Raw genomic sequence first — 25,813 nt, forward strand, 5'->3', positions numbered from 1 at the left:
ATTATTTCTTCTTTTTAAGGTTAACTAAACGAGTACAAGCACATGCCAGTAAGGCAAATAAGCCAAATAGAGAGCTGCTTCCACCACTGGTGGTGCCGTTATCTGGGGTTACTTTGCTATCGATAGTTGGGATTGGGCCACAGGCAAATTTGGTTAAGTTACCCACACCCCAGCTCAGTAATTTCCCGCTATTCTCTTGGCTGTGATCGGAAATTTCTAAACGCCATGCCCCTGTGATTGGGCTGCCTTTCAGAGCGGCTAACTCAGGCATATGGCTCAGTAAATAAGTGGTATTGATGGTGTCGGAATACACTTGCTGATGTTTTACTAAGCTAATGCGCTCACCATTTGGCGACACAAGAGTGATATCCAGATCCGTAATTTGGCTGTGTGTTAAATGCAGTTGCACCGCGAAGTTGTCATCAATAACGGGTAGGTTGTCATTGATATAGAAATTAAAGGTTTTGAAACCAATTTGTGCTCGGCCGCTGCTGTCTGTTTGCGCATCAGGAATGATGGAATCAAATATACTCGGTTCATGAGATAAAATCGGCGTGCCATAAATGTAGTCTTTTGACAGTTTGGTGCTTTTTTCTAGTAAATTGTCATTAAACTGATAGTTAATATTGGCAGAAACGGTGACTTCTTGACCACATGTCATTTCTTGGTTGGGAAGATAAGTAATATCTAGCTTATCAAAGGCCGCATTTTGAATGGTTTGTGTCCCTGTTAAGTTGCTGCTTAATTCAGCGTTAATACTCGCTTTTCGTTTGGTCGGCACTAAGCTGAAAGCAGGATTAGTGCCTTCCGGAATGAACACACTTTGCGTTACCATTTCAAAAGGATCACGCAGTAAACCATGAAAGTAAAAATGCGCTTTAAACAAGCGTTGGTAGTCTCGGTTAGGGTACAGCTCGCCTGCGACGTACAAAATGTTTTCAGCGAGATCATCCATTTTTACGCCACGACCTAAGCCGTAGAAGCTTTCTAAAATAATGGTGTTTACTTCATTGAAAGCATCAGCGCCATATAGAGCAACGCCTTGTTTTAAGGTTTGGAACAGAGGGGTAGACCACAGCTCATCACCCAGCTCACCGCCAACACTTTCATGAGCGCGATATTCAGCTGTTGGGTAATAGCGTGCTTTTTGATTGTTTAAGCTGCGTGTATGACGCTGGTGGCCAAAGTAGCCATCCCAGTTAAATACAGTGTCTAGCTCAAAGCTTGTACCTTGCTCATATTGTAATTGGTAGCCATACGCGCCAGCCCAGTAGTCACCGAAGCCTTCACCAATGGTGTCACTGTGGCCATACGCCCAATCTGGGGTAATGTGGTGGTTAATGGCGTGGCCTAGCTCATGTAAAATGATGTCTGCATCCAGAGCATCTGGTGAACCACCGATACCAAAAGCTAAGGTTTTCGCACCAATATAATAAGATGAGTTATTTGTGCTTAATGCTTTCGCATCGAACAGAAGTGGCCCTTGAAATACATCAAAGTTCAAACTTTTTAAGTAGTCGATGGATTTATCTAAGTGATAAAACGCCATCAGCTGCAGGAAGTTTGCTTCATCGTTAAGATCCACTTGAGCCAGTTGTGCGGCATTAGTGAATGTGCTCAACCCTTCAGGTGGTAAAAAAGAAGTACCGGGATCGACAGCCTGATTACCTTGCTCATCGGCAGGTAATAGCAGCTGTTTAATATCAATTTGCTTAACATTATTGTTCGATAAATACAGCTTGCCTTCAGATTCAAGAAACTTAGCCTGTTTGGTGAAGTAATGAATACTGCCAGGGTAGTCACTCACGTTAAGGTAGTTACTCTCTGGTGGTGGAGTTTGGTTCATGGTGCGAAGATCGGGTGAGATCACATTGATCGAGTGATCAACCAATGAACCAGAGCCGATCGAAGGCGCAAGATCTGCATCAACAGTACGTGGTGCTTCGAGTTCAGCTGCTTTAGTCGCAACACCATTACGCACAATGGTGTCTTCTAAGCTTTTGTAAACGCGCGATACCATGTTGGATTTATCGGTGCTTAATACCAAAGTACGCTGCTGCTTATACTCACCATTTAGTGTGATATTAAAGTTGTAATGTGTGCCTAAAGCGCTATTGGAGGTGTAGCGCAGCGTCAGCTCTCCCGCTTCTGGGTAGTGCTGATTCAAGTAGGTTTTGGCTTGCGCGGCATCGGTGATTTGAACGGCTTGAGCTGGGTAATCCCACTCGCCAGCCTGAACCGATGCGCTGCCTAACGCCGCTGACACCAAAGAGGCCAGCGTTAAAGTAAGAGGTTTCTTCATTTCTTCTTTCCTTAGAAGCGGTATTTCACATGAGCGGTGAAGTAGCGACCCGGCTCGGTTGAGTATTTGGTTTGAGCTTCGCTAATGCCTGCCACATCTTGATAGCGCGTGTATTCTTTATCTAGAACGTTCACGACATTTAAGCTGATATCCAGATCACTGATCAGCTCGTAACTTAAGCCGAGATCCGCCGTTGCCCAGCTGCCTGTTTCTGCGCATTTCTCGATCATGTTTAAGTCGTTCAGACACCTTGATGTCTTATCCATCGCCGCAGCCCAGTTAATACGCAGGTAAGAGTTGAATTTGTTGGCCTGATAATCTAGCGTTAGGTTGCCTTCTAGCGGTGTCATGGCAGTGATGTAGTTGTTATCGCCATCTTTACCCTCGGTGATCCCTGCGCTGGTTGAAATCTGCCATTGATCCGTCATGCGGTAGCTCGCGGTTAATTCAGCACCGTATGTTTTTACGTTATTTAGGTTCTTATATTGGAAGTACCAAAAGCCATCTTTTGAGTTGAAAGACTCGCGTTTCGCATCGATAAAGTTTTTGAACTTGGAGTAGTGCAGGGCAGCATACAGCGTCCATTTTTGATCATGGTACTTGGTACCTATCTCGTATTTATCGCTGGTTTCGGCTTCAAGATCCATGTTTGGAATGATGATGAAAGGATCGAAAGCGTTGAACAGGTGTGGGTTATAACCATATATCTTATCGTAGCTTGGTGCGCGATAACCGTGGTTATAACTAACGTAGCTGTTTAGCTCAGGTGTAAACTGATAAGCCAATGACAGACTTGGTGACAGCTCTTGGCTGGTTTGGGAAGAGACTGCAATTCCACCAATGCTGTTTTCAGACTCTGGTTTGATTTGATGATGATCGAAACGCAGAGATGGAACTAATGACCAGTTATTCCACGTAATCACATCGCTCACGTAAACGCCAAAAGTATTGGTACGGGCTTCAACAAAAGGCACGTACTGTTGAGGCTGTATGCCATTAGAATCAATCAGGGTTTTTGTGATTGGCCTTGCGTGGCGGTTAGACTCTAACGTCAGCCCATACACTAGGTTATGTTCTGTGTTTTGAGTGTGCAGTTGCTTTTTTGCCGTCGCAGATAACCCGATTAACTCATCTTCAAAATCGCGTGATTCAATTTGACGTCGTTTTTCATGGATGCCATTTTTCATGCGAGACATGAGTACGTTGGTGTCTGCTTGGTTGTTGGTATTGCGCCAATAAACGTTCGAATCTAAAGTGTCGAATAAAAAGTGTTCAGAATCTAACTCAACCCCAACTTTTGCTTCGATGGTGGTGGTGGTTTTGTCTTCGTTGAATTTATCGGCTTCCCATTTTCCATCAGTTTGGACCAAGGCAGAACCTTCATTGCGCTCTGCTCTTGATTGGTAGTATTTTACTTGGCCTTTGAGCAAGGTGGTATCAGTAGCAAAGTGTTCTACTGTGTAGCCTAAACTGTTTCCTTCAACAGTACGTTCGTATAAGTCCTGCTTGTGGTTACGAGTTTCTTCACCCGTCCAGTAGCTGGCTCTGAGTAGGCTATCGGTGTCTCCAGCTCTAAAAGCAAGGGTACTTGATCCTTTGTATTTGTTACTGATGCCTGTGTACGTCGCGTCAGCATCCATGTAGAAATCATCACCTTGCAAGTAGTCTTGTGGTGCCTTAGACGTTAGCACCACAACGCCACCAATAGCGCCAGAACCATGAATGGATGAGCCTGCGCCTTTCACGACCTCCACGGTTTTTACATCGTTTAAGTCAAAAGAATCTCTGCCTGCTTTGTCATTTAAGGCATTAGCACCGTAGCCATCGGAGACTTTTACGCCATCTTTGATGATTGCAATGCGATTCCCCGTCATGCCGCGAATGGTAATGTTTTGTGGTCTGCCTGCACCACCCGTGACACTGACGCCAGGTTCATGGTTAAGGGCATCGTACAGCTCTGTTGCCCCTTGCTTTTCAATTTCATCACTTTGAATAACAGCGACAGAGCCCGGAGTTTTAGAAATTGGTTGTTCGATTTTATTGGCGGTGACTAACACTTCTTCAATGTAGGTCAGCTCTTCTTGCGCGCATACGGCTTGTACCGCCAGTACGTTCAGTACAGCGATGGCAACGGGTGCTAACTTCATTGGTTTACTCCGTAATTTGAGACTTGTTATTTAGTAGATTTAAAAGAAAAGCGTATTCTTGAGCTTGTTTCTTCAGTGCTTTTCGTCGATCAGAAAAATGGCCTGATTCAAAATCAGTATGCAAAAGGTATGGGCCATGGCTAGTGCTGGTTTGGCGAAGCTTAGCGACGTATTTTGCGCCTTCCCAAAAGGGTACGCGTGAATCGTGTAGGCCAACTCGTACTAGCATTGGTGGGTATTGTTTTTTAGTAATGTTTTGGTATGGATCGTAATCTTCCATTGCCGCAAGTTCAGAAGATGTGTTTGGGTTACCCCATTCACCATATTGCTGAGCGGTTAGAGGAAGTGTGCTGTCAGACATGCTGGCGACAACATCCACAAAAGGAACTTGCAGTACGGCCCCTGAAAAGAGTTCTGGCTTTTGGTTGAGTGCAGCTGCGACTAAAGTACCGCCTGCGCTGCTGCCAATGGCATACAACGGACGTTTTTTATTTTCGAAACGAGCCATAACACGAGCTGCGGCAATAAAATCGTTAATACCGTTTTGTTTTTTAATGCCTTTGCCTTCTGCATGCCAGTTTTCACCTAAGTAGCCACCACCACGTACATGAGCAATTGCATAAATGGCTCCTTGATCTAACAGGCTAACAATTTGTGGCATAAAGTAGGGGCGCATTGTGACGCCATACGCACCGTAACCATATAAAATCACAGGTGAATTCGATTTCAGAGCTTCTTTTTTGTAGGCCAATGTTACTGGGACAGACACGCCGTTGTTATCCACTTGGAGCTGGGTTGAGCGGTACTGATCAGGGTTAAAATCAGGGTACTGATCTTGGGACAGCGTACTTAGCTGGTGGGATTGTACATTGAACTCTTGCCATGTTGGTGGCGTTGTCATGGACATGCTGCGAATTCGAATCACATTGCTGGCATAGTCACCATTACGAGAAATCCATGCCGCTTTGCCTTGTCCGCTGAGTGGAATTTGTGGAGCCGTTGTTTGCTGTTCACCTTTGGCAAGAACAGTTAGGTAGCTGCTTTGTGATTGCTCTATCTTAAGGGCTACACCCGCTTCAAACAGGTAAAAATCTTCCAAAGTTTGATCGGATTTAGGGGTGTAGATCGGCGTTAACTCAGCAGGACTTGAGTTTTCTTGAGCTGAACTCAGTTGTTTTCGATACAGAGCAAACTTACCGCTTTGGTTGTTCATCATGAACAGTTGGTTATCGGCAATGTCTGAGTAATATTCGAGGCCATCTTGGCGTGAAATGATAGGCTCAGAAAGCTCACCAGTGGCTAAGTCTAAGTAGCGTTGTTCACTGGCATTTTCATTGTTGGTTTGTACTAACGCGTATTGTCGATCGCTGGCTTGGTAGGCCGAGACTAACCAAGCAGAATTTGGTTCTTCATACACAGTGGTGATGGCATTTTTATTGTCCAGATCGATCTTTAACACGGCATTAGAGCGAAGCGTTTTTTCTTCTTGGCCAATAACATACAGAGCGTTGCTGTCGGCTGACCAAATTAGGCTCGATTCCACATTGTTGGCAACCGTGGTTTCGGCACCTGATGTTAAGTTGATTACCTGTACACGGTATTGCCCAGAGCCACGTAGATCTTCTGCCACAGCAAGGTAGTTGTGGTTTGCGTCTATCGCCCAGTTGGCTAGAGAATAGTAATCATGTGCTTTGCCACGCTGTGCCAAGTTAAGTAAAACGCGTCTCTCATTGTTATCTTGGCTGGCTTGAATAAGCGTGCGCTCACCATCAATGGTTTCAATACGAAACTGTGCGTTGCCCTGGATTAACCAAGGTTTGTTGGCTTTGTGAGGAGACATACCCTGCCACTTTGCCAAAAGAGCATCCGTCGTTTTTTGTAAAGGCTGCATGTATTGGGCTGTTTGGGCGTTATGACCTTCAAGAAACTGGATAACATCTGGGTTACTGCGGCTGTCGTCACGTAACCAGTTGTTATCTGTGTTTGCCATCAGGGCTGGGCTAACAAGTGCGCCAAGAAGTATTATTGTATTTTTTATTCGCATAGTAGTGACTAAAACATGCAGTGGTTCTATAAATTTGCGCGCATTCTGCATGAGATTAATAATGAGATCAATTATCATTTTCATGCTCATGTGATCTAAGTCAATTTATTTGTATTATTTTTGGCTGTGAAAGTAGGGTTGGGCAGTGAAATATGATGAATTTGCACGCACTTAAGAAAGTGTAGTAAGACAGATGGCGGTTATTTTTCATGGATATCATTTAGGCAGGATGCAATGAGCATACAAATTAGTGTAGCGAACCAGTTATCATCAAAAGACATTAAAGAGCTCTCTTTGGGGTTGCTAAGCGCGGTGCAATCGGGGGCGTCAGTAGGTTTTTTAGCGGATTTCTCACTGACAAAAGCAGAGCAATACTGGCAGGAAGTAGAAAAAGAAATTAATGATAAATTATTGTTATTATTAGCAAAAGAAGGAAATGAAATTGTAGGGGCAGTGCAGTTAGAACAATGCCAGAAAGACAATGGCTCTCATCGAGCAGAAGTGCAAAAATTGTTTGTGAATCCAGCTCATCAGCGTAAACAGATTGCATCAAAATTGATGGCTCAAGTTGAGTTATTAGCGCGCGATAATCAGGTAAGTTTATTGGTATTGGACACGCAATCTGGTTCTGGTGCTGAGCCATTTTATCAGCAACTTGGCTGGGTGAAATCAGGGGAGATCCCTAACTTTGCGCTCTCGCCAGAAGGGCAGTTATGTGCGACGTCTTATTATTACAAAGTGTTACATTAATTTTAATTAGCCTTGGTACTAATGCCGACAATTTACACTGTAAAGTGCACCTGTTTTCAAGCTACTAAGAAGCCTTAAGGTGTCAATTAAGGCTTTTAGCAATCCTTTCCTTGAGCTATTGCTTATAGAGTTTACTAAAGTCTCGTTGGTATCTAAGGGGGCTACAACAGTCGAATTTAAAGCTGAGAAAAACCGATACATTCGATGTCATACTTTGCAAGCCAGTTGCTTAGCTCTACGGAGGTTAAAATCTGGGTTTCTTTACAGCGCTGTGTTGTGTAGCTGGAAATGGCGTTGATGCTGGTGTCGTTAAAGCTACCTGGGTGGCACATGACTTCTAATATTCCATGAGGGAAGTCGGCTTGGTGCTGTAATAACAAAGTCTGTAAGTGCACGAAAGTTGCGCCATTATCATAAAAAGTAATGTCTAGAGCGTCAGGCGTGGGTACGTGTAGATCAGATTGGCCGGGCTCGAAAACATCAGCACGCCGTGAAGGAAGGCCAACGTTGTTTGCAAAATCAATGTAGGCGGGTTTTATTTGTGGCAGCGTAGCAGCAAAATGGTGGCAGTCTAAGTGACTGAGTTTAACGCCTGACTCAATCGCATGTTGGTATTGGGCAGACAGTTCGTTATAGACTTGCTCTAAATTAATCGTTTTTTTCTTCGTAAGTACTGGGTTAGATAAAAAATAACCATCTTCATCCACTAAATCGGGTACCGCGTGCGCGGGTAAAATAGGGCGACCAGAGGTTAGGGTGAGGTGCAACCCAACATCACCGCAGACTTTGCCTTGTTTTATCAGGTTAATGGCATCGGCTGTGCCGGGTTGGTTAACCATTAAGGTAGTGGCTTTCACCACACCGTGCTCCATACATTTTATAATGGCACGGTTCACTTCAGTTGTGAGTCCGAAATCATCGGCATTCATAATCAGTTTCATCACGAAATCCTTATAATTTAGGGAGTACTAAGTTCGTTGTATTAAGAACAGTTACCCAGTAGCATGAATTGATTAAATTCATGAATCTATCTCTGGCGTTGGTATTAAATATCAATGATCAACATGCTTTTCCTGTAATTTACTTCGGAAAAATCAGAGCGGGAAATCTTATTAATCGCTCATAAAATCTTATGTTTACTGGCGTTTTAGTTGCTCCAATAACGCCATTTAATCTTTTTTTTTGAAAGCGAACAAACGAAAGATTAGATAGTATGGATTAAATTTATTAATGCATAGAATGTAATGGATAAAAGACAACAGCTTTTGGCAAATATGCACACATTTAGTGTGGCGGCGCGTTATTTAAGCTTTACTCAAGCGGGTTGTGAATTGAACTTAACGCAAAGTGCGGTGAGTCATCGGATCAAAAATTTAGAAATGTCACTTGGGTTTAAGTTGTTTGTTCGTTTAACAAGAAGAATGGAGCTAACCCCTGAAGGTGAACGGCTACTATCAACATTAAACCGATCTTTCGAAAGTATTTTTTCAGAACTAGAAGATATTCGTAGTAATGAATTAAGTGGTGAGTTGTGTGTTGGTACTTCATTGTGTTTTGCCTCTTTGTGGTTATTGCCACGATTAGCCAGTTTTCGAGAACAATACCCCAGCCTAAATATTCGCTTGATCACAAAAGAAAGGCAGTTAGATTTTGAATATGAGCCTGTGGATGCGGCTATTTTTTACAGTGATGGTCACTTCCCGGGTTTTCACTGCCAGCATTTATTCCTCGAAAAAAGGGCTCCTATCTGCTCTCCAGAATACGCGGAGCGTTATGGTTTGCTAGAGAAAGGGATAGAGGGGCTAAGAGAGGTGACTTTTATTCATAGCTCGCACTCAAAAATATGGCGGCTTTGGCTCAGTGAAATGGGAGCTGATATTGACTGCCAGAAAAAACGTTTGGTGCTTAATTACAGTGATCTCGATGTTATGGCGGCACGCCAGTCTCTTGGGGTTGCGATAGGACGACAGCGCTTTACTCGGCAATACATTGAAAGCGGTGAGCTTATTTCTCCTTTCCCTGCGATTGATACCGATATGGGGTACGACTTGGTGTGCCCGGAAGGCATGCAGTATCGCCCTAAATTTGTTGCGTTTTCTCGTTGGGTAGCTGCTCAGGTGGAGCATGAAAATAAAACAATTTAAGAATTTTAACAGGTAGTTCATAAATTAATTGCATGATGTACTATTTTATAATAAGTTGTCCTTTTAAATAATTGTACGATGTATAATTAAGGGTCTGAACAATGAGTTAATTATGTTATAAAACGAATATTAACCCATAGATTTAGATTATAAATTAATGCTTTATTTTAATAATAGTTATGAGTGGGTAGGTTTAGAGTAGAAATATAAGCCAACCTTCTATTCTAAACTAGAATCAATACTTAGATAGAGATACCTTATGAAACCAGCCTTTAAGTATTTCATTAGCTATATGCTTGTGTATTTTATAGTCGGAATCTTAGCCGCAGGTGTTCCATTTTCATTTGCTGGGGTGGCTTTTGGTGGAATATCGGTGACTATCGCCTCTATAGCTCTTGCTATTCTTAAAACAATAGAGGGCAAAGAGTATGGCTACCCTAAATTAAAGTGGAAACTGTGGCTTAATGCATTTGTTATTTTAATGGTTATCAACGTATTGGTTTTTGTGTCTTTAGAATTTCTTTAATGATGAAGTTCTAATAAACAGTATCAAAGTATTTTCGTTATAACGACTTTAATTCTTATAAAAATCACGATGATTATGTAAGTAATCAACATCCGGGGGGATTTATCGTGCTACCTGCAATTAGTGAACATCTTAAAAATATTATTACTAAATCTTTTATTCATAAGGATCACCTTTCTGCTATAGCCGCAGCATCGCAAAAAGGAAGGTTTACTGTAACATTTCGAGAGGCGGGCGAGCATACTATTTCTTGTGTGGGAAAAGGCGCTCCTATGAAAGGCCATGATATTCTAGAAAAAACCATTAAAGAGTCGTCCCTTAAAAAAGCTTATCCTGACGCGGTAGTAAGACAATCTGTGGCGAGAAAGCTAAAAGACGCAGGGTTGTTTGGTTGTGTAGGGCATTGGGATAAGAGTTTAGGTCTTGTGGGGCTGTATATTGTTGGTGTTAATGGTGGCAAAGAAATTATTCCTCTTGATGTAGATAATTTAGCGCCAACATTACTTAAAATACAACAGTATCAAAATGCGGTTGCTTATACTGGTGATTACGATACACATGACATGCTTACTCACCGAGGAGCTGGCCGCCCTAGAACGGTGATTTCTGATTCTTTGGAAGAGCGCCAGATTATTGATGCAATTAATAGCAGTATTTCAGCGGTGCAGCCTTACAGAGGGGTAAGTGAACAATACAATCCAATCCGCCATGGTGCGCAAGTTAACTTCGTGACACACATGATAAGAGAAGAAAAAGAATCGGTTATTGAACATAATGGCGTAATACGAGCGGTTGCAGAAGCTGGTGAGTTCCCATTAGCTGCTGTGAGTCTTGGTAAGTGGAGTATTATTAAGAATGTTTATGAGCTTGAAGCTTTTTATACTTCTATTGGTGCCGTTTTAAAAGAAACGTGGAAACCAAATGGCGCGAGAAAGTTCCATGGCAGTGGGGATTTTGTATCGTTGAAACAAGAGAGTAGACTTTCAAAAGAGATTGGGGTTAAGAGAGCTGTTGGCAGTAACAGCTAAACAATGAAGATAATAACAAATAACCTTGATGTATATATATCATCAAATTTATTTCTTAATCTATTGTTATCTTGGAAGTCTTTCCAAGGTAACAATATGGTTATTCATTAAGTTGCTTGATATAGCCTACTCTTATTAATATCGATAAATATCCATATTAAGGAAACTAGAAAGAGTCCAACTGCCTTCGGATATTTTTAAGTTCACAATGGCTTCTTTTATTTCTTGTTTACCATTTTTAATATTTGGATTTAGCTCAATATCAGAAAGTAACTCATTATCTTTTTTTATGATGATCGAATTCACTTGTGGCAGAGCATAAGATAGCCATTCATGTAGTGATAATTGGGTATTGCTTGAATTCGTGTTGTAGTTGGGTTTGGGTTCTTCTTTCTTTAAGTTTATGGAGAAAGGTGATTGTGCTTTACTGTGGTTTATTATGTGCTCTGCATTACAACTATATGTAACAGAAAGCAATGAAAGCAGAATAATACAATTGTTTGAAAGGTATGTCTTACACATCAAAGAACCTTACATAAATAAAATTAAGTAAGCTTTTTGAGCAAAAGAAATACCATATTTATGAGCTCGGTTATAAGCCTATGATTTTTACATAGACTATTTATTTATTAAATAAAACAGCCAAAGAATCAGTAGATAATATACAGGAAATTGTAAAGTTATCTGACATTAAGTGTCTGAATTGCAATGATGTTTTGTCCTTTTCCCTTTGCATTTCTTTTGTGAATGTAGTTCAGGTTTGTAGTGGTTTAAGCTATGAAGTAAAACGTTGTCTACAACTCTTAGTGAGATATAATTTTCAAAATGAGAAGCAAAATAATAAACATAAGGATAAGTGACAATGAACTCACTCCCAATGCCACCTTCTATGGGGCTATTAGGGCATGTTAAAGCACTAAAAAAAACGAATGTTCATCAACAAATGCTTCAATGGATAAAGGAATATGGCACGAGCTTTAATTTACGGTTAGGCGCTAAAAAAGTACTGGTTATTTCAGATGCGAAAGACGTAAAACAAGCATTGAAAAGCCGGCCGGATGTTTTTCGCCGTTTAAAAAATATTGAATCGGTGTTTGAAGAAGCGGGTGTGAATGGCGTTTTTTCAGCAGAAGGAGAACGTTGGAAAAAGAATCGTCTATTAACCGATCCTGCCTTCCAGCCTCGCCATCTGCGCTCTTTTTTGCCTGCGTTAAAAAAACATTCCATTCGTTTAGAAAACCGCTTCTCTTTACTGGCAAAGAACCAAGAGAAGGTCGACTTACTGCAAGAGTTCAAACGTTTTACCTTAGATGTGACTATTGAGCTGGCGTTTGGTACGGATGTGAACTCCATTGAAAAAGGGGAGTCGGATCTGGAAAAAGCCATTCGTGTTATTTTCCCTATGATCAATAAACGTATTACTTCACCGATCCCGTTATGGCGTTTTGTACCTACTGCGAAAGATAAAGAGTTCGATGCCTCATTAGCTTATGTACGTAAAGAAGTGTCTTCGTTTATTGAAGTTCAAAAAGCACGAATGGCTGACAATCCGGCGCTGTTTGAAGTGCCTGAAAATATTTTGCAGGCCATGTTAGCGGCCAAACAGTCTGAAGCGCATTTATCGGATGATGATATTTTTGCTAATGCCATCACGTTGTTATTAGCAGGAGAAGACACCACAGCCAACACGTTAGCCTGGATGTCATTTTTACTAACGGAAAAACCACAATGGCAGCAAACATTGTGTGATGAAATGGGGGCAGAGTTAGAAACGTTAGAGTGGCCCCTACCAAAAGCCCCTGCATTAACCGCCGTTATGTACGAGACCATGCGTTTAAAACCTGTTGCGCCGCAACTGTATTTAGAAGCAATTGTGGATACGAAAATTGGTGATCATAATATTGCTAAAGGGACGCCTGTTTTTGTGATGCTGCATGCTAATGGACATAACGAAGAGTTGTTTAAAGCGCCCGAAGAATTTAGCCCAGAGCGTTGGTTGGATGAGGGAGGTGCTTCTTTTTCTCATTTGCAGCCTTTTGGTGGGGGCGTGCGCTTGTGCCCTGGTCGTGCGTTGGCGATGTTGGAAATCAAATTGGCTATGACGGCGTTATTAAAGCAATTTGAAGTAGAGCCATTACAGCCGAGTTCAGAAGTGATTGAAGAGTTTGCGTTTACTCTTTCTCCAAAAGGTTTTTATTGCCAGCTAAAAGCTAAAAGCTAAAAGCTAAAAGCTAAAAGCTAAAAGTGAATAAATAAGAACAGAATCAATAGACATCAAAAAGAGGTGAAGCCGTGTGGTTCACCTCTTTTTTGTTTCGAAGGCGTGGGATTGCTAAAACAAGATCGAATAGCTGTATCCGGCCAGTACCGCCATGCTGAGAATCACAGTCAGAAACGCGATGATCATTTTATTTTTAAAGATAGATTTTAATAAAATTACTTCCGTTAAGCTTGCCCCTGCACTACCAATGATTAGCGCCATGACTGAACCTAACCCCATGCCTTTGGCTGCGAGTGCTGCACTGAGTGGGATCACCGCTTCTGCGCGAATATACAGTGGAATACCAATCACTGCTGCAACCGGGATAGCAAATGGGTTTGTGTCACTGGCAACGGCTGCCACAAAATCCGTTGGCATGAAGCCATAAATGAACGAGCCTAGTGCGATACCGCCAAACAAATACGGCAAAACTTTCTTAAAATCTTTCCATGTAGAGTGCCACAGTGTGATCCATTTGCTCTCAACTTTTTTATTACCAGAGCAGCTCGACTGGCAACCAGAAGGTGCTGGAGCTTGATAGGCTTCTGGTTTTACTTCTTTTTCAAAACCTAATTTTTCAAGAGCGTAGCCAGCAACAATGGACACTCCCATGGCAATAATAAAGTAAAACAGAGTGACTTTAAGCCCAAACGTAACGGCAAATAGACCAATAATAATCGGGTTGAGTAATGGGCTTGCAAATAAAAAGACCATCATGGTGCCAAAGCCAGCGTTTGCTCTTAATAAACCTTTTAAAAATGGAATGGTTGAACAAGAGCAAAACGGTGTAATCGCACCTAAGAAGGCGGCAACAACGTACCCTTTACCGTTTTTCGAGCTTAGGATTGACTGGATCCGTGCCGGTGAAATGTACATTTGCAGTACACCGACAAAATAACTGATCACGAGGAACAGAATGGTCAGTTCAACCGCAAGGAAAGCGAACATACCTAGGGCTTCTTCAAGCATTGTCATGGTTTCAGGAGTCATAATTAAACACTTCTATATTTCTGGAATATTCGAAATATAAGATGAGACGCTTTATTGTGTCAATATATTTCTGCTATTATCGAAATATAAAAACAGATGAGGATTTCACATGGATTTAGAAAGTGTCGCTAAGGCTCTGAAAGAATTGGGCCACCCAACCAGATTATTCATTTATAAGCATTTGGTGAAGTCGGGTCATCAAGGGGTGCCTGTTGGTCAGTTGCAACAAGAGCTCTCTATTCCTAATTCAACGCTTTCGCATCACATTTCCAGTTTAGTGTCGGCGGGGCTTGTGGTTCAGCACCGAGATGGGCGCACACTTTACTGTGTGGCCCAATACGAAATACTGGAGGGCGTGATCGGATTTTTACAAGATGAGTGCTGCGTGCTAGAAGGTGACAACGCACCTTAAAGAGGGCCTAGCGCAGGCTACCTATCTTGGGCTCCCCGCGATAAATGACGCGATCGTTACCACGATAGATCCCAAAGGTAGCCACCATAGATGGGTCTTCATCTCCTTCTCCACGCCAATTGAACAGTAGCCAAGGCTGATGCTCATTATTACTGCTGCTTGGTCGGTTAGCGCACTCTTTGGCTGTATTTTCAGAGTTGATGAGTAGCCACATTCTCATTTGTGCCCTGAGCCCTTCAATGTCATGCTTGGCTTGAACAAGATGATTTTCTCCTAGTGAAGCTTGGCCTCCCGTTGAACCATCGCTTGCCATGTAGCTCAGCTGAGGAGCGGAGTTTGCGGGTAAGCTGTTAGGCCAAATGAGTTCTTGGCATTGATAAACCGTATCTAAATAAGAGACGCTGTCTTGTGTGTTAATTTCAAATTGAGAACCAGTCCAATGCTCGATGCTAAGTGGAGTACTAAGCTGATCCTGAGTGCCGCCGACTGAGGTAAGCGTCATTCTGCCATAACGAACGTTGGGTTGAGTCAGATAGGCTTGACCTTGGTTCGTGTTTAAGCCGGAGTCATCATGGCGAATGGTAATGGTTGGGCGAAGTGGATCGCTAGGGGACAGTTGGAAATTTACCTCATCCACAACGTGTGAAGCGTACAGGCCAAATTGTGTGTTCTCTGACGTATAAGGGCCATCTGGCTCTGTGGTTCTAGGTGATGCGCTAGTTTCTTTGCGCAGGAAGGTAAAATCGGACAGGGTTTTGCTCATTTGTGATGTGTTTTTCGTAGAGTTCCATTCGGCGCCGCCCCAAGAGTATTGCTTTGCGTCTTTAATTCTTGAGGACAAATCATTGGTACCACTTGCCTTTTGGCTTTCAATACTCATTAGACTGATGTGGGTTTTAAAATTGTCACCAAACAGGCCGTAATTTTGAGTCGCGGTATTACTGCTGTTTTGTGCTTCCACCACGAATGAGTGCGGAAATGGCTGATCCATATAAGCAAAGTCATTTTGTCCTGTAGGGTACGACCATTGGCTGCTGGTGATGGCTAAATGACTGGGGACAAAGCGGCCCATAACAAACTGTGTTGCAGGAATATTTAAACCTGAAACAAGATAGTTCTCTTTATAGGGTGAAAGGGCTAGGCTGCCAACGTCATTCCATGTAATGGTGCTGGTGTATCCTTGGGCATTGGCTAATTGAGGCAATGTGAGGTGACTAAAATTCGAATTGTCCCAAGTCGCATTACTGGGTGAATGTAGGCTGGCATTGAGGCTAAAAGTCCCATCAAAGGCTTTTAACCCACTTTTGCTGCATAGGGCTTTAGCGTAACTGACGTAGTTAGGCGTAGCTGTGCCATTCGCAATGCTGGGCTGTTTTATGCTGCCATCATTATTGGCGTATTGAGAAACCCAAGGGACCGCTTTGATATAAACGTCAGCACCTTGTCCTGCTATCGCTAATTTATCACCACTGTTTGAGGTTCCGTAGCTTATAGGTAAGGTGTGATTGTTTGGTGAACAAACAGATAGCGCAAAAGGCCGATGATATAAAGGTAAAGTATTGGAAGACATTGTGGCGTTGTTACATCCGCTGCTTGTGCAAGATGATGGCCCAGTAACAGATAAAGATATTTGTTGTGCTTCTGAATATACACCTGTTAATGGTGTGCCTAAATTTGTGTTGCTGATGACTGCAACGCCAGATTTAAAGGTAAGTGACACAGGAGTGTTGGTTTCTATGGTGTGGCGCTGGGTGGAATCACTTAAGGTATAGTTACCTAACGGTGTTTCTCCAGCAGGGCTAGAGCGGCTGAACAGTAAGGGGACTTGGTTGTTGGTGTAATTTTCAAGTGGCTGACATTGCAATGAATTGTTGTTGGAAGAAACGGCTTGTATAGTCAGCGAATAAGGTCGCACCGCGATTTGCCCACCATTAATAGAATCCACATCGTTACCGCTGTCCAATAAAAAACCATTGGCTAAAAAAGAGTATGGGCCAACGTTTGCTAAATCCATTTCGCTGGTATTTTGTACCTGAGCATTAATGTAGACTTCCCCTGCTTGTTTACTAAAAATAGAAAAGCGTCGAGATGTTGGATAGGCCACAGTAAGTTGTCGGTGGCTATCTTCTTCTCCGCAGTTGGTTGGTGGAGAGTTTCCTTCTAAAACAAAGCAGGCATCTATGTTTGAATCATTATTTAAGCTAATATCGATAGATCCCGTAAAATCCGCTTCTTGGGTGGTGCCTTTTTCAACGACAGATAAGTTGAAATCAACTCCTGTACAAGAGAGTCCGCTTGATGTTGTCGGTGAGAGTTTTAACTCAGTATTCTGGGGAATACCAAAGCAGTTACCACCACCAATAATTTGGTTTCCGGCTCCATGAAGGCGAAGATTGGCGGCAGTCACAGCCCCTTCAATGGTGGAAGCATTACTTAAATCAACGTCTTTTTCGCTGTACAGCAATCCAGTGAACTTGGCCCCATTGGCTAAATCAACTCTGTTGTGTATGGAGTTCTGAAAGCTAAAGGGGAGGTCATGAACAATAACCACCAATTCAGAACTGAGGTTGCTGTTTATTTGTGCGCTTTGGCTTAGAGACAGTCCCTTAGTGTGTATGGTGACTTGCTCGTTATTTGGGATATTAATGGTGCCGCCAATTAGGTTAAGGCTGTCAATCCAATACACCCCAGCTTTGAACGTTGCGGTTACATTGTTATTAATGGTTAAAGCGCCAATGTGTTCATCGTTTTGGAACGTTTGGTTACTGACAAGATTGATGTAATACAGCGCGGGATCGGTTGGTGCCTGAAAATCTTCTAGGTTAGCCTTGGGAACCATTAGCCCTGTATCCCCTTGACAGACTGAGCCGTTACACCCAGCAGAAGCAACATCATTCACTTTGTTGGCAGAAAAACCAACAAAACGTTGGCCTGCGATGGTTGAGGCACCATTGATTTTCGACAAATTATCAATAAGAAGTTCCCCATTAGTATTGGTTTCCCATGTTTGAGCTGGGCTAGGGAATATTTCACAAACAGGTCGAATTTTCTGGGCTTCAAAGAAGAAGAAGCCCACTTTTTCCCAATGGTGTTTCCTTTCTTTATCTGAATCCATGTCTTCTTCGATAACAAAGCTGACTTCATCGGGTTTCATAAAGCAGCGGCGTAACCACCCACCATTACTACCATGGCGGGAATTTTTGGCCGCTACCAAAATAGGTGGGGCTGAAAAAGAGGCCGGAATAGGAGTGTATGCTTCACATTCTTCTTCTACAGGTCGATAAACTTCTTCTCCATCGCCTAATGTGTCTTTGGTTTCACCACTACCCCACCAAAACTTTTTGCCCGTAACAAAGCCTGTACCTAACCCTGCTACAAAGCCGACGGTTTCCGCTTGAGTGATGTTGGCATCACGAGTTTCAGACAGTTCAATGGCAAACTTAAAAGAGCTGAATGTGACGTCTTTCGATACCGAAGTCATCCATTGAGGTTGGTTGGCGGCATAATGGCCGTTGGGTTCGTTAGTAGAATACCGATTATTAATGGACTGAATTTGAGTCATGACCCCTGGTGGTAAATTGGTATCTCCATGCCATGGATCAAAGCTGGGTAATCCGAAGGTGTTGAACATAATAGTCTCATAGCCACCCACTATCTGGGCTGGTTTTGTCGACTTATCATTTCGGATCGTTTGAGTTGTGGTAAAGCTTCCTACCAACAGCTGTGCCCCGGAAGATAGCTTTAGTATACCGGGCTCTGCCACTAAGTAATCAATGTCTGTCATCGGGGTTGGTTTAAATGGGATCCCAGCTTTGGCTTTTCTGGCTGGCGCGACAATCTGTCGAAATTGAGCTTGGGTATTTGTTACGCTCATTAACCGAAGGCTAGAGGGTTGGTCTTCACCATTTTTGGTAATTGTGGGCATTAAAAAAACTAAGGGAGGTTGAGCGTAGCTTTTGCTAAAGGTGATAGTACACCGATCAGTGTCGGCAGTCTGAATGCAGTCATCTACACGTAGACGACCAAACTCGAATTCCATGGCAATTGCTGTGTTATCTACACATATAAAAAGGAGCAGCGTGATTAAACCCCAATATGGCTTACTGTTTATTGTTTTCATACTACTCCTTTATGATTAGGTTTAACTCAAGGCTAATATGAAATTGGATTTATATAAACAATAAAATGTCTATGGAGATGCATCGTTACTGCTGCTAGTTAGAGAACAATTTGATTTACGAATTGTTTTATAAGATTTGATTACCGATTTACTCCAAGGTGTGAACTCATACGCAAAACCAATCAATTGTTGATCTAATATATTGTATTTAAAAAATAAAACCGTGATTTAAATCGAATAAATTACATAAATAAATAAGCATTGCTGCACATATTCCACACTTGCACTACGTTTAACTAGGAGGGATAAGTTTCATATTTTTTTGAAGCGATATTGGATAGTTAAATGAGGTTATTAACTGCTATGCTTGCTCGTTGGCCGTTTCTGTTTTTTGTATTTCTTTTCTTATTTAGTCCGCTTTCTTGGGCTGTAAATCAATGTACGCCGTTTTTTTCTGAAGCTGTTCAAACTTGGCTACCACAGGCTGATGTGACAGGGGATAATGGCAGCTTAATAATGACCCATCGTAGTAATATTAGCGGCTCTGATTCTGATAGTTTCAGGTTCTCAAACATTCCTTCAACTTCTACACATTCTCGTAGCTGTGCAAATGGGGCATGTACAGCTAACGGGCAGAATGTAGATTTATTAACTTACCCGACTTTTCTTACCAGCAGCTCAAATACCACGATTAACGCAAACTCCAATACGACGATCGGAAGTGGGGCGCACTCAGGGAATGAATTTAAAGAAATCAATGGCCACTCCGGAGATGTGATTCGATTTGTTGCCTCTTCAACTCCGTATCGAGTGAAAAGCATGAAGCTTGAAGGGATAGCAAAACTTTACCTACCCCCAGGTAACTACTTTTTTGAAAACTTGATCATAGAAAACAACACATCGATTGAGACCGATGGCAGTGCTGGCACAGTAGCTATCTGGGTTAAAGAGGCTTTAATCATTGGGAACTCCACAGAGATCAAACCTACATTGGCATCTCGAATCGCAATACTCGGTTGGGACAACATAACAGTCGAAAATAACAGTAAAGTTGTCGGGCTGGTTTATTCCAAGAAAACAATTGAAGTGAAAAATCACGCTAAAATTGAGGGTGCGGTGGTGGCTCTTAAATTAAAAATGGAAAATAACACCGAGATTGCATGGAAAGATGATATGGAAGATGTGGACTTAGGTGATGCATGTAATGTCACTCCACCTCCATCAGACCTGCACCAATGTGACGCTATCTTTAATGGGGCTGTTCATGCACTCACTTCTGAAACGTTAGCTATTCCAATATTCTCACCGACGGTAGATTACATTCGTACTCAGTCTGATCCTGACGAAACCTTTAACTCTAATCAGGATTACTACTATATTTCTGGGGGAATTTCGGCTAACTCCAGTTCATTTAATTTAAATAGTACGGCTTCTACTGTTAGAAAGCTGTTTGCCAGTACTTTTACGACTTCTGGTAGCAGCGGTAGTATCAATTTGAACCCTCGCCAAGCAGGGGAAACCAGCGACAAACCTGAGCGGCTATTAATCAGTTCAAATGGCTCTTTAGTTATTGATGCCAATACCGTTGTTAACGGGTTTATTTACTCAAAAGGGTCGATCCAAATTAATGCTGGTGCGGTAATTAATGGTGCGGTGGCTGCTGAAGGCAATATCGCTAATTATGGTACGGTGAATTACATGCCCAATGCCATTGCGCGTACCGATTTTAACGGCATGTGTGAAAACACCAGCGTGATCACAACTACGATTGAGATTACCTCTGGTGTGAATGCCTTAACGTGTGATGCACATTCAGTCACCATACAAGTGCTTGCGAATGGGGTGCCTGATACGACGTATTCTGGTTTGATTACACTAAACACATCCAGCTCTAAAGGTGATTGGACATTGGTGTCTGGGGCTGGGAATTTAAATAATGGATCGGGTGATGATGGGGTTGCTACCTACCAGTTTACACCGAATGATTTAGGCAGTGTGGTACTGAGCTTAAATCATAAATATGGTGGTGATGTCAGAATTAATGCTTCAGATTCTACAGCAAGTGATACCCAAACAGTGACTTATCGACCTTCTGGCTTAAAAGCAACTTACACGGCGAGTAGCCCCCATATTGCAAATAGACCATTGGGGATGACTTTAACGGCTGTAGGGATGAATAGTTCAAATTCAGGGTGTGATGTTATTAAAGAATACACAGGTACGAAAACCATTAAGTTTTGGACAGACTACATAACCCCTTTGGCTCCTTCGGGTAATAAAAGCTTGGAAGTGAATAATGGGGCGGTTGGGAAAAGTGAATCTAATGCGACTTCAGTGAATATAGAGTTCAGTAAAGGGGTCTCTATTGCAAATGCACTTTCTATCCGTTATCCCGATGCAGGTAAGATTGAGGTGTCTTTAAAGGATGATACTGGTATTGGAGCACCACCGGGAGATGGAGGCAATGAATTGGAAGGGGGAGGCACTTTATTGTTTAACCCTTACTCACTGGTTATCAGTAATATCGTTCAAACTGGAAGTTCAAACACTAATCCTGCCACCCAAAATAGCGGCAGTGGCTTCATCAGAGCTGCCAACCCATCTAATGCCAATGAATTAGCAAGTTCGGATAGTTTTGATGTTACGGTGAAAGCGTTGCTTGATTGTGTGACTGATCCGAGTCGCCACTGCTCAGGAAGCGAGCCAGTTGCAGAAAGCTTTCAAAATACATTAACGTTTGAACACAGCCAAACTTTCCCATCTCCTCTTATTGTGCCTGCGCCAGCGACTGGCCAGTTGAAGCTTGCCGCTCAGTCAGGAATGACACATACAATGACGGGCAGTGGTAGTGAGCTTGTATCTAAGTTTACTTACAGTGAAGCCGGGACATTAAGCTTGTCAGTTCGCAGTAATGGTTATCTTGAAAATGGTAACAATATTGCGCTTTCTTCTGCTGTCGATATTGGTCGATTTTATCCGGCTTATTTAGCTTGGGATAATTATCTTGCGGGTTCTTCTTGTAGTGATTTTACTTATCTTGATCAACAAGCTCTTGCTATTAGTTATCGATTAAGGGCGTTTAACCAGGCAGGGGAAATCACCCAAAACTATGATAATGATCGACTAGGGTACGTAACGGCAGGTGCTGCGAGTAGTGCCAGTGAATTTACTTATGCTGCTTTTGATAATAGCCAAACCGATCAAAGTGCGCGCTTATTGAATAATGATGAAAATCGAGTATGGGTGAATGGCGTGTACGAATTGAGTGCACCAACATCGCCGATCACAAATCCGTTAGATGCTCGTTTAGTGGCGTTCACAAAAACCGATTCTGCCACACCTGATGGGCCATTTTTAGACTCTGATGGCACACAAATGATGTTTGCTTTGCGGGTTATTGGTATTGATGGTGAAAAGCTGCAAGACACATCTGGTGCTAGCCCTCAAGCTTGTGTGGCAAATACTCATCCAGCGACGGATATGTGCAGTTTAGGCAGTATGAAAGACTTGCTGTACGGTCGCCTAGAAGCGGGGAGTGAGTTCGGTTCGGAATCGACATCGGTTAATGTCGCTCTTGATGTTCAATATTATGATGGCAGCCAGTTTGTAACAAATGAACGCGATAACTGTACAAGTTTAAATTACGATGTGAGTGAAAGTAACCCGGTGAAGCAGCACTCGTTTCTTCACGGTGATCCGATGGCCGTAACGCCGGAGCAAAATACACCAATTCCCGTTGGATCTAAAACGTCTGAGTTGACGATGTCGAGTGCCCAAGCTGTGAAAGGGCGAATGCAGCTGAATTATTCAGCGCCTGAAGATCGTGGCCAGTTTCATTATTTTATCGATTTGAATGACTCCAGCTCATCGTTGTGCTGGTTGCGTTCTGATCGTAATGGTGATGGTGGTATCACGAATGTATGTGGTCAAGGAGTAACCAGCTATTGCGCTAATGACAGCTCTCGACCAGATGACTGTGTTCAGGGCACGGTAACTTTTGGAGGCTACCGCGGTAATGACAGAGTAGTGTACCGCGGTGAACCCTATTCGATAATCCGTTGATAGCTGGTGGCGAAAGCACGTCGCCCGTTTAGGTAAGTATATGCTGGCGGTTAGTATGCTGCACTCGTCCTGTTTTTATGGCGTGTGCCATGTGAGCAATGCATGGACTGACGGTTGTTCCATCATTGGTTTCAATGAAATAACTGTGCCCTTTGGGTTTATCAAATGTATTGTTAAAGTTGTCGCAATCGACTTCGATGACATTTTTGGGTGTTTTCTCTAAGCATTCAGTTCCTGTCATACCGAGTCTACGAGAAATTGTTAGATTCTTTAAATTGGCGATTTTAGAAGCAGGCATAGCTAAATCATCGTTGGCGTAGTACACCACTACATTTCTAGCCGATTCAGGAATGCATTGGCCTGTTTCCCCTTTTTCTAAGGTTTGGTTTTCTACATCGGCGGCGATCATAAAAATGTTTCTAAAGAGCTGAGGCATTGCTTTGCCATGGGATTCTGCATATTCAGCAATGGCGTGTTGTAGTACGTTGTTTCCCATTGAATGAGCGAGAACATTGATTCTTTTCAGGCAAGGGGCAGACAATTGCTCATCCTTATTTCGCCATGCTTCGAATTTGTTAAGTAACCGAGAATAGAGCATTCCTGCGACTTTTGAGGCTCTTTGATCGTCCCAGTAATCGTCAACAAAAGCGGCAAGGGAATCATCGTCACAAGGCCAAATAATCGGTATTACCTTTACTAGTTTGTTGGAATAAACCGCATTTAATCGGGCTTCTAGTTTTTCTGCGCGAGGGAAAATGTCTTTTTCTGGGAGATTATTAAAGCCATGGATATAAAAAAGAAGTTGGGTTTCTTCATCCAATTCTTTGAGCTCTTTGAAAAAGTTTTGTGATCCTATTTCAATGTAGTGTTTCTTTTTATTCCGTTTACAAAAATACTCATGAATAGAGACATCGGTATTTTGTACGTCGAAAGTTAATGATCGGCCAAACTCTAAAGTAGGTTTTTCGTTAGGAGTACGTGCGGTAATAAATAACATCTCACACCCTTACTATTTATTGTATCAATAAGATGTTGTGAGTATAGCGACTTGTTTCTTATTTTATAAGGTCAGAGATAAATAATAGGCGGAGGTTATAAAAATTGAGCTAATCAACCATCGAGAATTCAACATACCAATATGTTCTATGTGAACTTTTATATTGTTAAATATTCATTCTTCCTCAGCAGAAATTCAAATTCTCTAAAAATGTGAACATTTTCTTTAGAAATGGCGTTAGTGCGTCAAGCTGACCAAGATTCACTGTGTAAATAAAGGGTACATTTATACTCATTTCATTGTTTTGGAAGAATTAAATTATTGTGCTGGAAGGGTATGAGTTCTTTAGGGCAGATCTGGAAAACTTCAACGGCAGAAACCATAAAGTTTCTGCCGACGGGTTAGAAGTTACTGAGAAATTGGTGTAAAAGGCACGTATAGTGGATCAACGAGTTAGTGTTGACTGTATTGGTGGTAAGTTATCTAGCATTTTTATATATTGCATTATTGTATTGCTCTGCTCTATTCCAGACACTTTCCACTCATCATTATCTAATGTAAAGCTCCACACAGTTCTTACCGTTTTATACTCTTCGCTACCTTCGACTATTTCACCCGTTTTTATGTCCTTTAAATAATCATTCATTTTCGCACTGACTATAACCACAACAGATGAATCACGATGGCCATCGTCATGATTACGATGAACAAGCATAAGTGGTCTGATTGAACCAACACTTTGTACATCACATATGTTAACTAACCCTTGTTCCTTCCATTTATCCAAAAAAACTTGTTGTTGATTAGTCCAATACCACTCGGTCATCCACTCAGATGTATCCGTGAGGTCTCCTCCTTGCCACCCTTGATGAACTCGTAAAAAGCAACTTTTAACTCTTTGTTGTAATTTAAACCAATCAAAATGGTCACTATGTACTGCCATAAAGGCTAGATCTTTGCTAGCTCGCTTTTCAGCAATTTTTGTCTTAATTGAGTTCATAACAATAAGTGGTAAAAACAATATGAATAAGACAACGAGTAAAACTTTTCCCCATGTAGAGTCAAATATAGCAGACGCAATCTGGCCTCCAGGCCCAGCTAACACTGGTTCAGCTATAAAAGCCATTGATAAAAACATGACACAAGCTGTAAACAACGTATATTTTTTCACTTATCATTTTCCTTATTTTTCAATAATATTTCATTTTTTATTAGTACAGTTTACAACTGAGCAACTTGTTAAAGCGCGACCAATGAGATAGAACCGCACTAATAAACTTTAATATTCTACTTGTAAGGTAAACCGCAGAGTTATTACTAGAGAAATCATTCACTCAATCTAGTTTACCGTTCACCTTACGTGCATATAAGCCAATATCACCACTATCAAAACATTAATATCAAACGTGATTTATTTATCACTGTGGTATTTCCAGAGAAAACCTAAGCTTGGTATCAAAGAACTCAACCTGAAGAGTAGCTTTGTATATCTTGTGTTCTAGTGTGTACATTTTGAGGAGTAAAATCTGATTCAATGCAACCGTTTAAATCTACCACCACAAAAGTCGATAGAACTAACTGATGTACAAACTATCTTTGCTTTCTTTTTGGAAGGCTGCATTCTACACATCTATAGATATTTTATATATATAAATCTCATTACCATCGAGCTTTAGCTGGTTTAAGTAGCCTCTGTAGCCTTGATGCTGTTTACCTTTTTTCGTACGGTGACCTTTAATATTTCGTTTCACGTTTCATGCTTCCCGCTCAGATATCATTCAGCAGACGTGATCATTCCAATGTAGAAATACCGCTCTTTCTTTTTTAACAGGTAAATGGATAAAAACTATATTTCAATAGTAACTTTATTGATGAAAAGGAGGTGCCAGCGGTTAGTGAAGCTTGATAGGGGAAGTTATGGCATTAATAGAGTGAGGGCGTAACTTTAACTGTCTAAATGTGTATAGAAAACAATCGCTGTTGGCATTAAATCTCAATACCATTTATTGGATTTAGTGTATGGGAGCTGAG

At 41.9% G+C, this 25,813-nt stretch carries 16 protein-coding genes; 7 read left to right on the forward strand and 9 right to left on the reverse strand.

Annotation, left to right across the window (positions count from 1 at the left end; genetic code table 11):
• Position 1: 1 nt before the first annotated feature.
• Genes MHO82_RS09885 through MHO82_RS09895 form a run of 3 tightly spaced genes read right to left on the reverse strand, consistent with a single transcriptional unit; the run spans position 2 to position 6,577 of the window.
• A complete protein-coding gene (locus MHO82_RS09885) occupies positions 2-2,302 on the reverse strand; it encodes a proprotein convertase P-domain-containing protein (protein ID WP_239183778.1) in 2,301 nt (766 codons plus the stop codon).
• 11 nt (positions 2,303-2,313) lie between these two features.
• Positions 2,314-4,449: a TonB-dependent hemoglobin/transferrin/lactoferrin family receptor gene (locus MHO82_RS09890; protein WP_239183779.1), complete on the reverse strand. Its 2,136-nt coding sequence runs from the start codon at positions 4,447-4,449 to the stop codon at positions 2,314-2,316.
• A gap of 4 nt (positions 4,450-4,453) precedes the next feature.
• Positions 4,454-6,577, reverse strand: a complete 2,124-nt coding sequence (locus tag MHO82_RS09895; protein WP_239183780.1) for a prolyl oligopeptidase family serine peptidase — start codon at positions 6,575-6,577, stop codon at positions 4,454-4,456.
• 150 nt (positions 6,578-6,727) lie between these two features.
• Between MHO82_RS09895 and MHO82_RS09900 the strand changes: the two genes are divergently transcribed.
• Entirely contained in the window at positions 6,728-7,243 is a 516-nt protein-coding gene (locus MHO82_RS09900) for a GNAT family N-acetyltransferase (protein WP_239183781.1), read from the forward strand.
• Positions 7,244-7,419: 176 nt separating this feature from the next.
• On the opposite strand, the gene MHO82_RS09905 is transcribed toward MHO82_RS09900, so the two are convergent.
• Positions 7,420-8,184: a carbohydrate deacetylase gene (locus MHO82_RS09905; RefSeq protein WP_239183782.1), complete on the reverse strand. Its 765-nt coding sequence runs from the start codon at positions 8,182-8,184 to the stop codon at positions 7,420-7,422.
• 303 nt (positions 8,185-8,487) lie between these two features.
• Between MHO82_RS09905 and MHO82_RS09910 the strand changes: the two genes are divergently transcribed.
• The 3 genes from MHO82_RS09910 (at position 8,488) to MHO82_RS09920 (ending at position 10,941) form a co-directional block, all read left to right on the forward strand.
• Positions 8,488-9,387 (forward strand): LysR substrate-binding domain-containing protein, encoded by a 900-nt coding sequence (locus tag MHO82_RS09910; protein ID WP_239183783.1) that lies wholly within the window; start codon positions 8,488-8,490, stop codon positions 9,385-9,387.
• Between the two features lie 259 nt (positions 9,388-9,646).
• Positions 9,647-9,913: a hypothetical protein gene (locus MHO82_RS09915; protein WP_239183784.1), complete on the forward strand. Its 267-nt coding sequence runs from the start codon at positions 9,647-9,649 to the stop codon at positions 9,911-9,913.
• Positions 9,914-10,185: 272 nt separating this feature from the next.
• Positions 10,186-10,941: a hypothetical protein gene (locus tag MHO82_RS09920; RefSeq protein WP_239183785.1), complete on the forward strand. Its 756-nt coding sequence runs from the start codon at positions 10,186-10,188 to the stop codon at positions 10,939-10,941.
• Positions 10,942-11,076: 135 nt separating this feature from the next.
• Here MHO82_RS09920 and MHO82_RS09925 read toward each other — a convergent pair whose 3' ends face one another.
• Entirely contained in the window at positions 11,077-11,463 is a 387-nt protein-coding gene (locus tag MHO82_RS09925) for a hypothetical protein (RefSeq protein ID WP_239183786.1), read from the reverse strand.
• A 340-nt stretch (positions 11,464-11,803) separates the two neighbouring features.
• On the opposite strand from MHO82_RS09925, the gene MHO82_RS09930 reads away from it, so the two are divergent.
• Positions 11,804-13,162 carry a cytochrome P450 gene (locus MHO82_RS09930; protein WP_239183787.1) on the forward strand — a complete coding sequence of 453 codons (1,359 nt, stop codon included), beginning with the start codon at positions 11,804-11,806 and terminating at the stop codon, positions 13,160-13,162.
• Positions 13,163-13,273: 111 nt separating this feature from the next.
• Here the strand turns inward: MHO82_RS09930 and MHO82_RS09935 are convergent, their stop codons facing one another.
• A complete protein-coding gene (locus MHO82_RS09935; protein WP_239183788.1) occupies positions 13,274-14,191 on the reverse strand; it encodes a permease in 918 nt (305 codons plus the stop codon).
• A gap of 109 nt (positions 14,192-14,300) precedes the next feature.
• On the opposite strand from MHO82_RS09935, the gene MHO82_RS09940 reads away from it, so the two are divergent.
• Positions 14,301-14,603, forward strand: coding sequence for a metalloregulator ArsR/SmtB family transcription factor (locus MHO82_RS09940; RefSeq protein WP_239183789.1), 303 nt, complete (start codon positions 14,301-14,303; stop codon positions 14,601-14,603).
• A gap of 7 nt (positions 14,604-14,610) precedes the next feature.
• Here MHO82_RS09940 and MHO82_RS09945 read toward each other — a convergent pair whose 3' ends face one another.
• Complete coding sequence (locus MHO82_RS09945) at positions 14,611-18,723, reverse strand: DUF6701 domain-containing protein (protein WP_239183790.1); 4,113 nt, start codon at positions 18,721-18,723, stop codon at positions 14,611-14,613.
• A gap of 345 nt (positions 18,724-19,068) precedes the next feature.
• On the opposite strand from MHO82_RS09945, the gene MHO82_RS09950 reads away from it, so the two are divergent.
• The gene (locus tag MHO82_RS09950) at positions 19,069-22,785 is read left to right on the forward strand and encodes a DUF6701 domain-containing protein (protein ID WP_239183791.1); all 3,717 of its coding nucleotides are present in this window, start codon (positions 19,069-19,071) and stop codon (positions 22,783-22,785) included.
• A 28-nt stretch (positions 22,786-22,813) separates the two neighbouring features.
• Here the strand turns inward: MHO82_RS09950 and MHO82_RS09955 are convergent, their stop codons facing one another.
• Together MHO82_RS09955 and MHO82_RS09960 are read right to left on the reverse strand one after the other, a co-directional pair.
• Entirely contained in the window at positions 22,814-23,782 is a 969-nt protein-coding gene (locus MHO82_RS09955) for an alpha/beta hydrolase (protein ID WP_239183792.1), read from the reverse strand.
• 445 nt (positions 23,783-24,227) lie between these two features.
• Complete coding sequence (locus MHO82_RS09960; RefSeq protein ID WP_239183793.1) at positions 24,228-24,953, reverse strand: Tim44-like domain-containing protein; 726 nt, start codon at positions 24,951-24,953, stop codon at positions 24,228-24,230.
• Between the last annotated feature and the right edge of the window lie 860 nt (positions 24,954-25,813).

It is taken from the genome of Vibrio sp. Of7-15, from assembly GCF_022347565.1.
Taxonomy (GTDB): domain Bacteria; phylum Pseudomonadota; class Gammaproteobacteria; order Enterobacterales; family Vibrionaceae; genus NORP241.

What these genes read in the sequence shown, in the direction of transcription:
- MHO82_RS09935 (WP_239183788.1), bottom strand. Translation starts at nt 14,191, where the DNA reads ATGACTCCTGAAACCATGACAATGCTTGAAGAAGCCCTAGGTATGTTC.
- MHO82_RS09945 (WP_239183790.1), bottom strand. Translation starts at nt 18,723, where the DNA reads ATGAAAACAATAAACAGTAAGCCATATTGGGGTTTAATCACGCTGCTC.
- MHO82_RS09940 (WP_239183789.1), top strand. Translation starts at nt 14,301, where the DNA reads ATGGATTTAGAAAGTGTCGCTAAGGCTCTGAAAGAATTGGGCCACCCA.
- MHO82_RS09920 (WP_239183785.1), top strand. Translation starts at nt 10,186, where the DNA reads ATGAAAGGCCATGATATTCTAGAAAAAACCATTAAAGAGTCGTCCCTT.
- MHO82_RS09955 (WP_239183792.1), bottom strand. Translation starts at nt 23,782, where the DNA reads ATGTTATTTATTACCGCACGTACTCCTAACGAAAAACCTACTTTAGAG.
- MHO82_RS09890 (WP_239183779.1), bottom strand. Translation starts at nt 4,449, where the DNA reads ATGAAGTTAGCACCCGTTGCCATCGCTGTACTGAACGTACTGGCGGTA.
- MHO82_RS09885 (WP_239183778.1), bottom strand. Translation starts at nt 2,302, where the DNA reads ATGAAGAAACCTCTTACTTTAACGCTGGCCTCTTTGGTGTCAGCGGCG.
- MHO82_RS09895 (WP_239183780.1), bottom strand. Translation starts at nt 6,577, where the DNA reads ATGAAAATGATAATTGATCTCATTATTAATCTCATGCAGAATGCGCGC.
- MHO82_RS09950 (WP_239183791.1), top strand. Translation starts at nt 19,069, where the DNA reads ATGAGGTTATTAACTGCTATGCTTGCTCGTTGGCCGTTTCTGTTTTTT.
- MHO82_RS09910 (WP_239183783.1), top strand. Translation starts at nt 8,488, where the DNA reads ATGGATAAAAGACAACAGCTTTTGGCAAATATGCACACATTTAGTGTG.
- MHO82_RS09930 (WP_239183787.1), top strand. Translation starts at nt 11,804, where the DNA reads ATGAACTCACTCCCAATGCCACCTTCTATGGGGCTATTAGGGCATGTT.
- MHO82_RS09915 (WP_239183784.1), top strand. Translation starts at nt 9,647, where the DNA reads ATGAAACCAGCCTTTAAGTATTTCATTAGCTATATGCTTGTGTATTTT.
- MHO82_RS09905 (WP_239183782.1), bottom strand. Translation starts at nt 8,184, where the DNA reads ATGAAACTGATTATGAATGCCGATGATTTCGGACTCACAACTGAAGTG.
- MHO82_RS09900 (WP_239183781.1), top strand. Translation starts at nt 6,728, where the DNA reads ATGAGCATACAAATTAGTGTAGCGAACCAGTTATCATCAAAAGACATT.
- MHO82_RS09925 (WP_239183786.1), bottom strand. Translation starts at nt 11,463, where the DNA reads ATGTGTAAGACATACCTTTCAAACAATTGTATTATTCTGCTTTCATTG.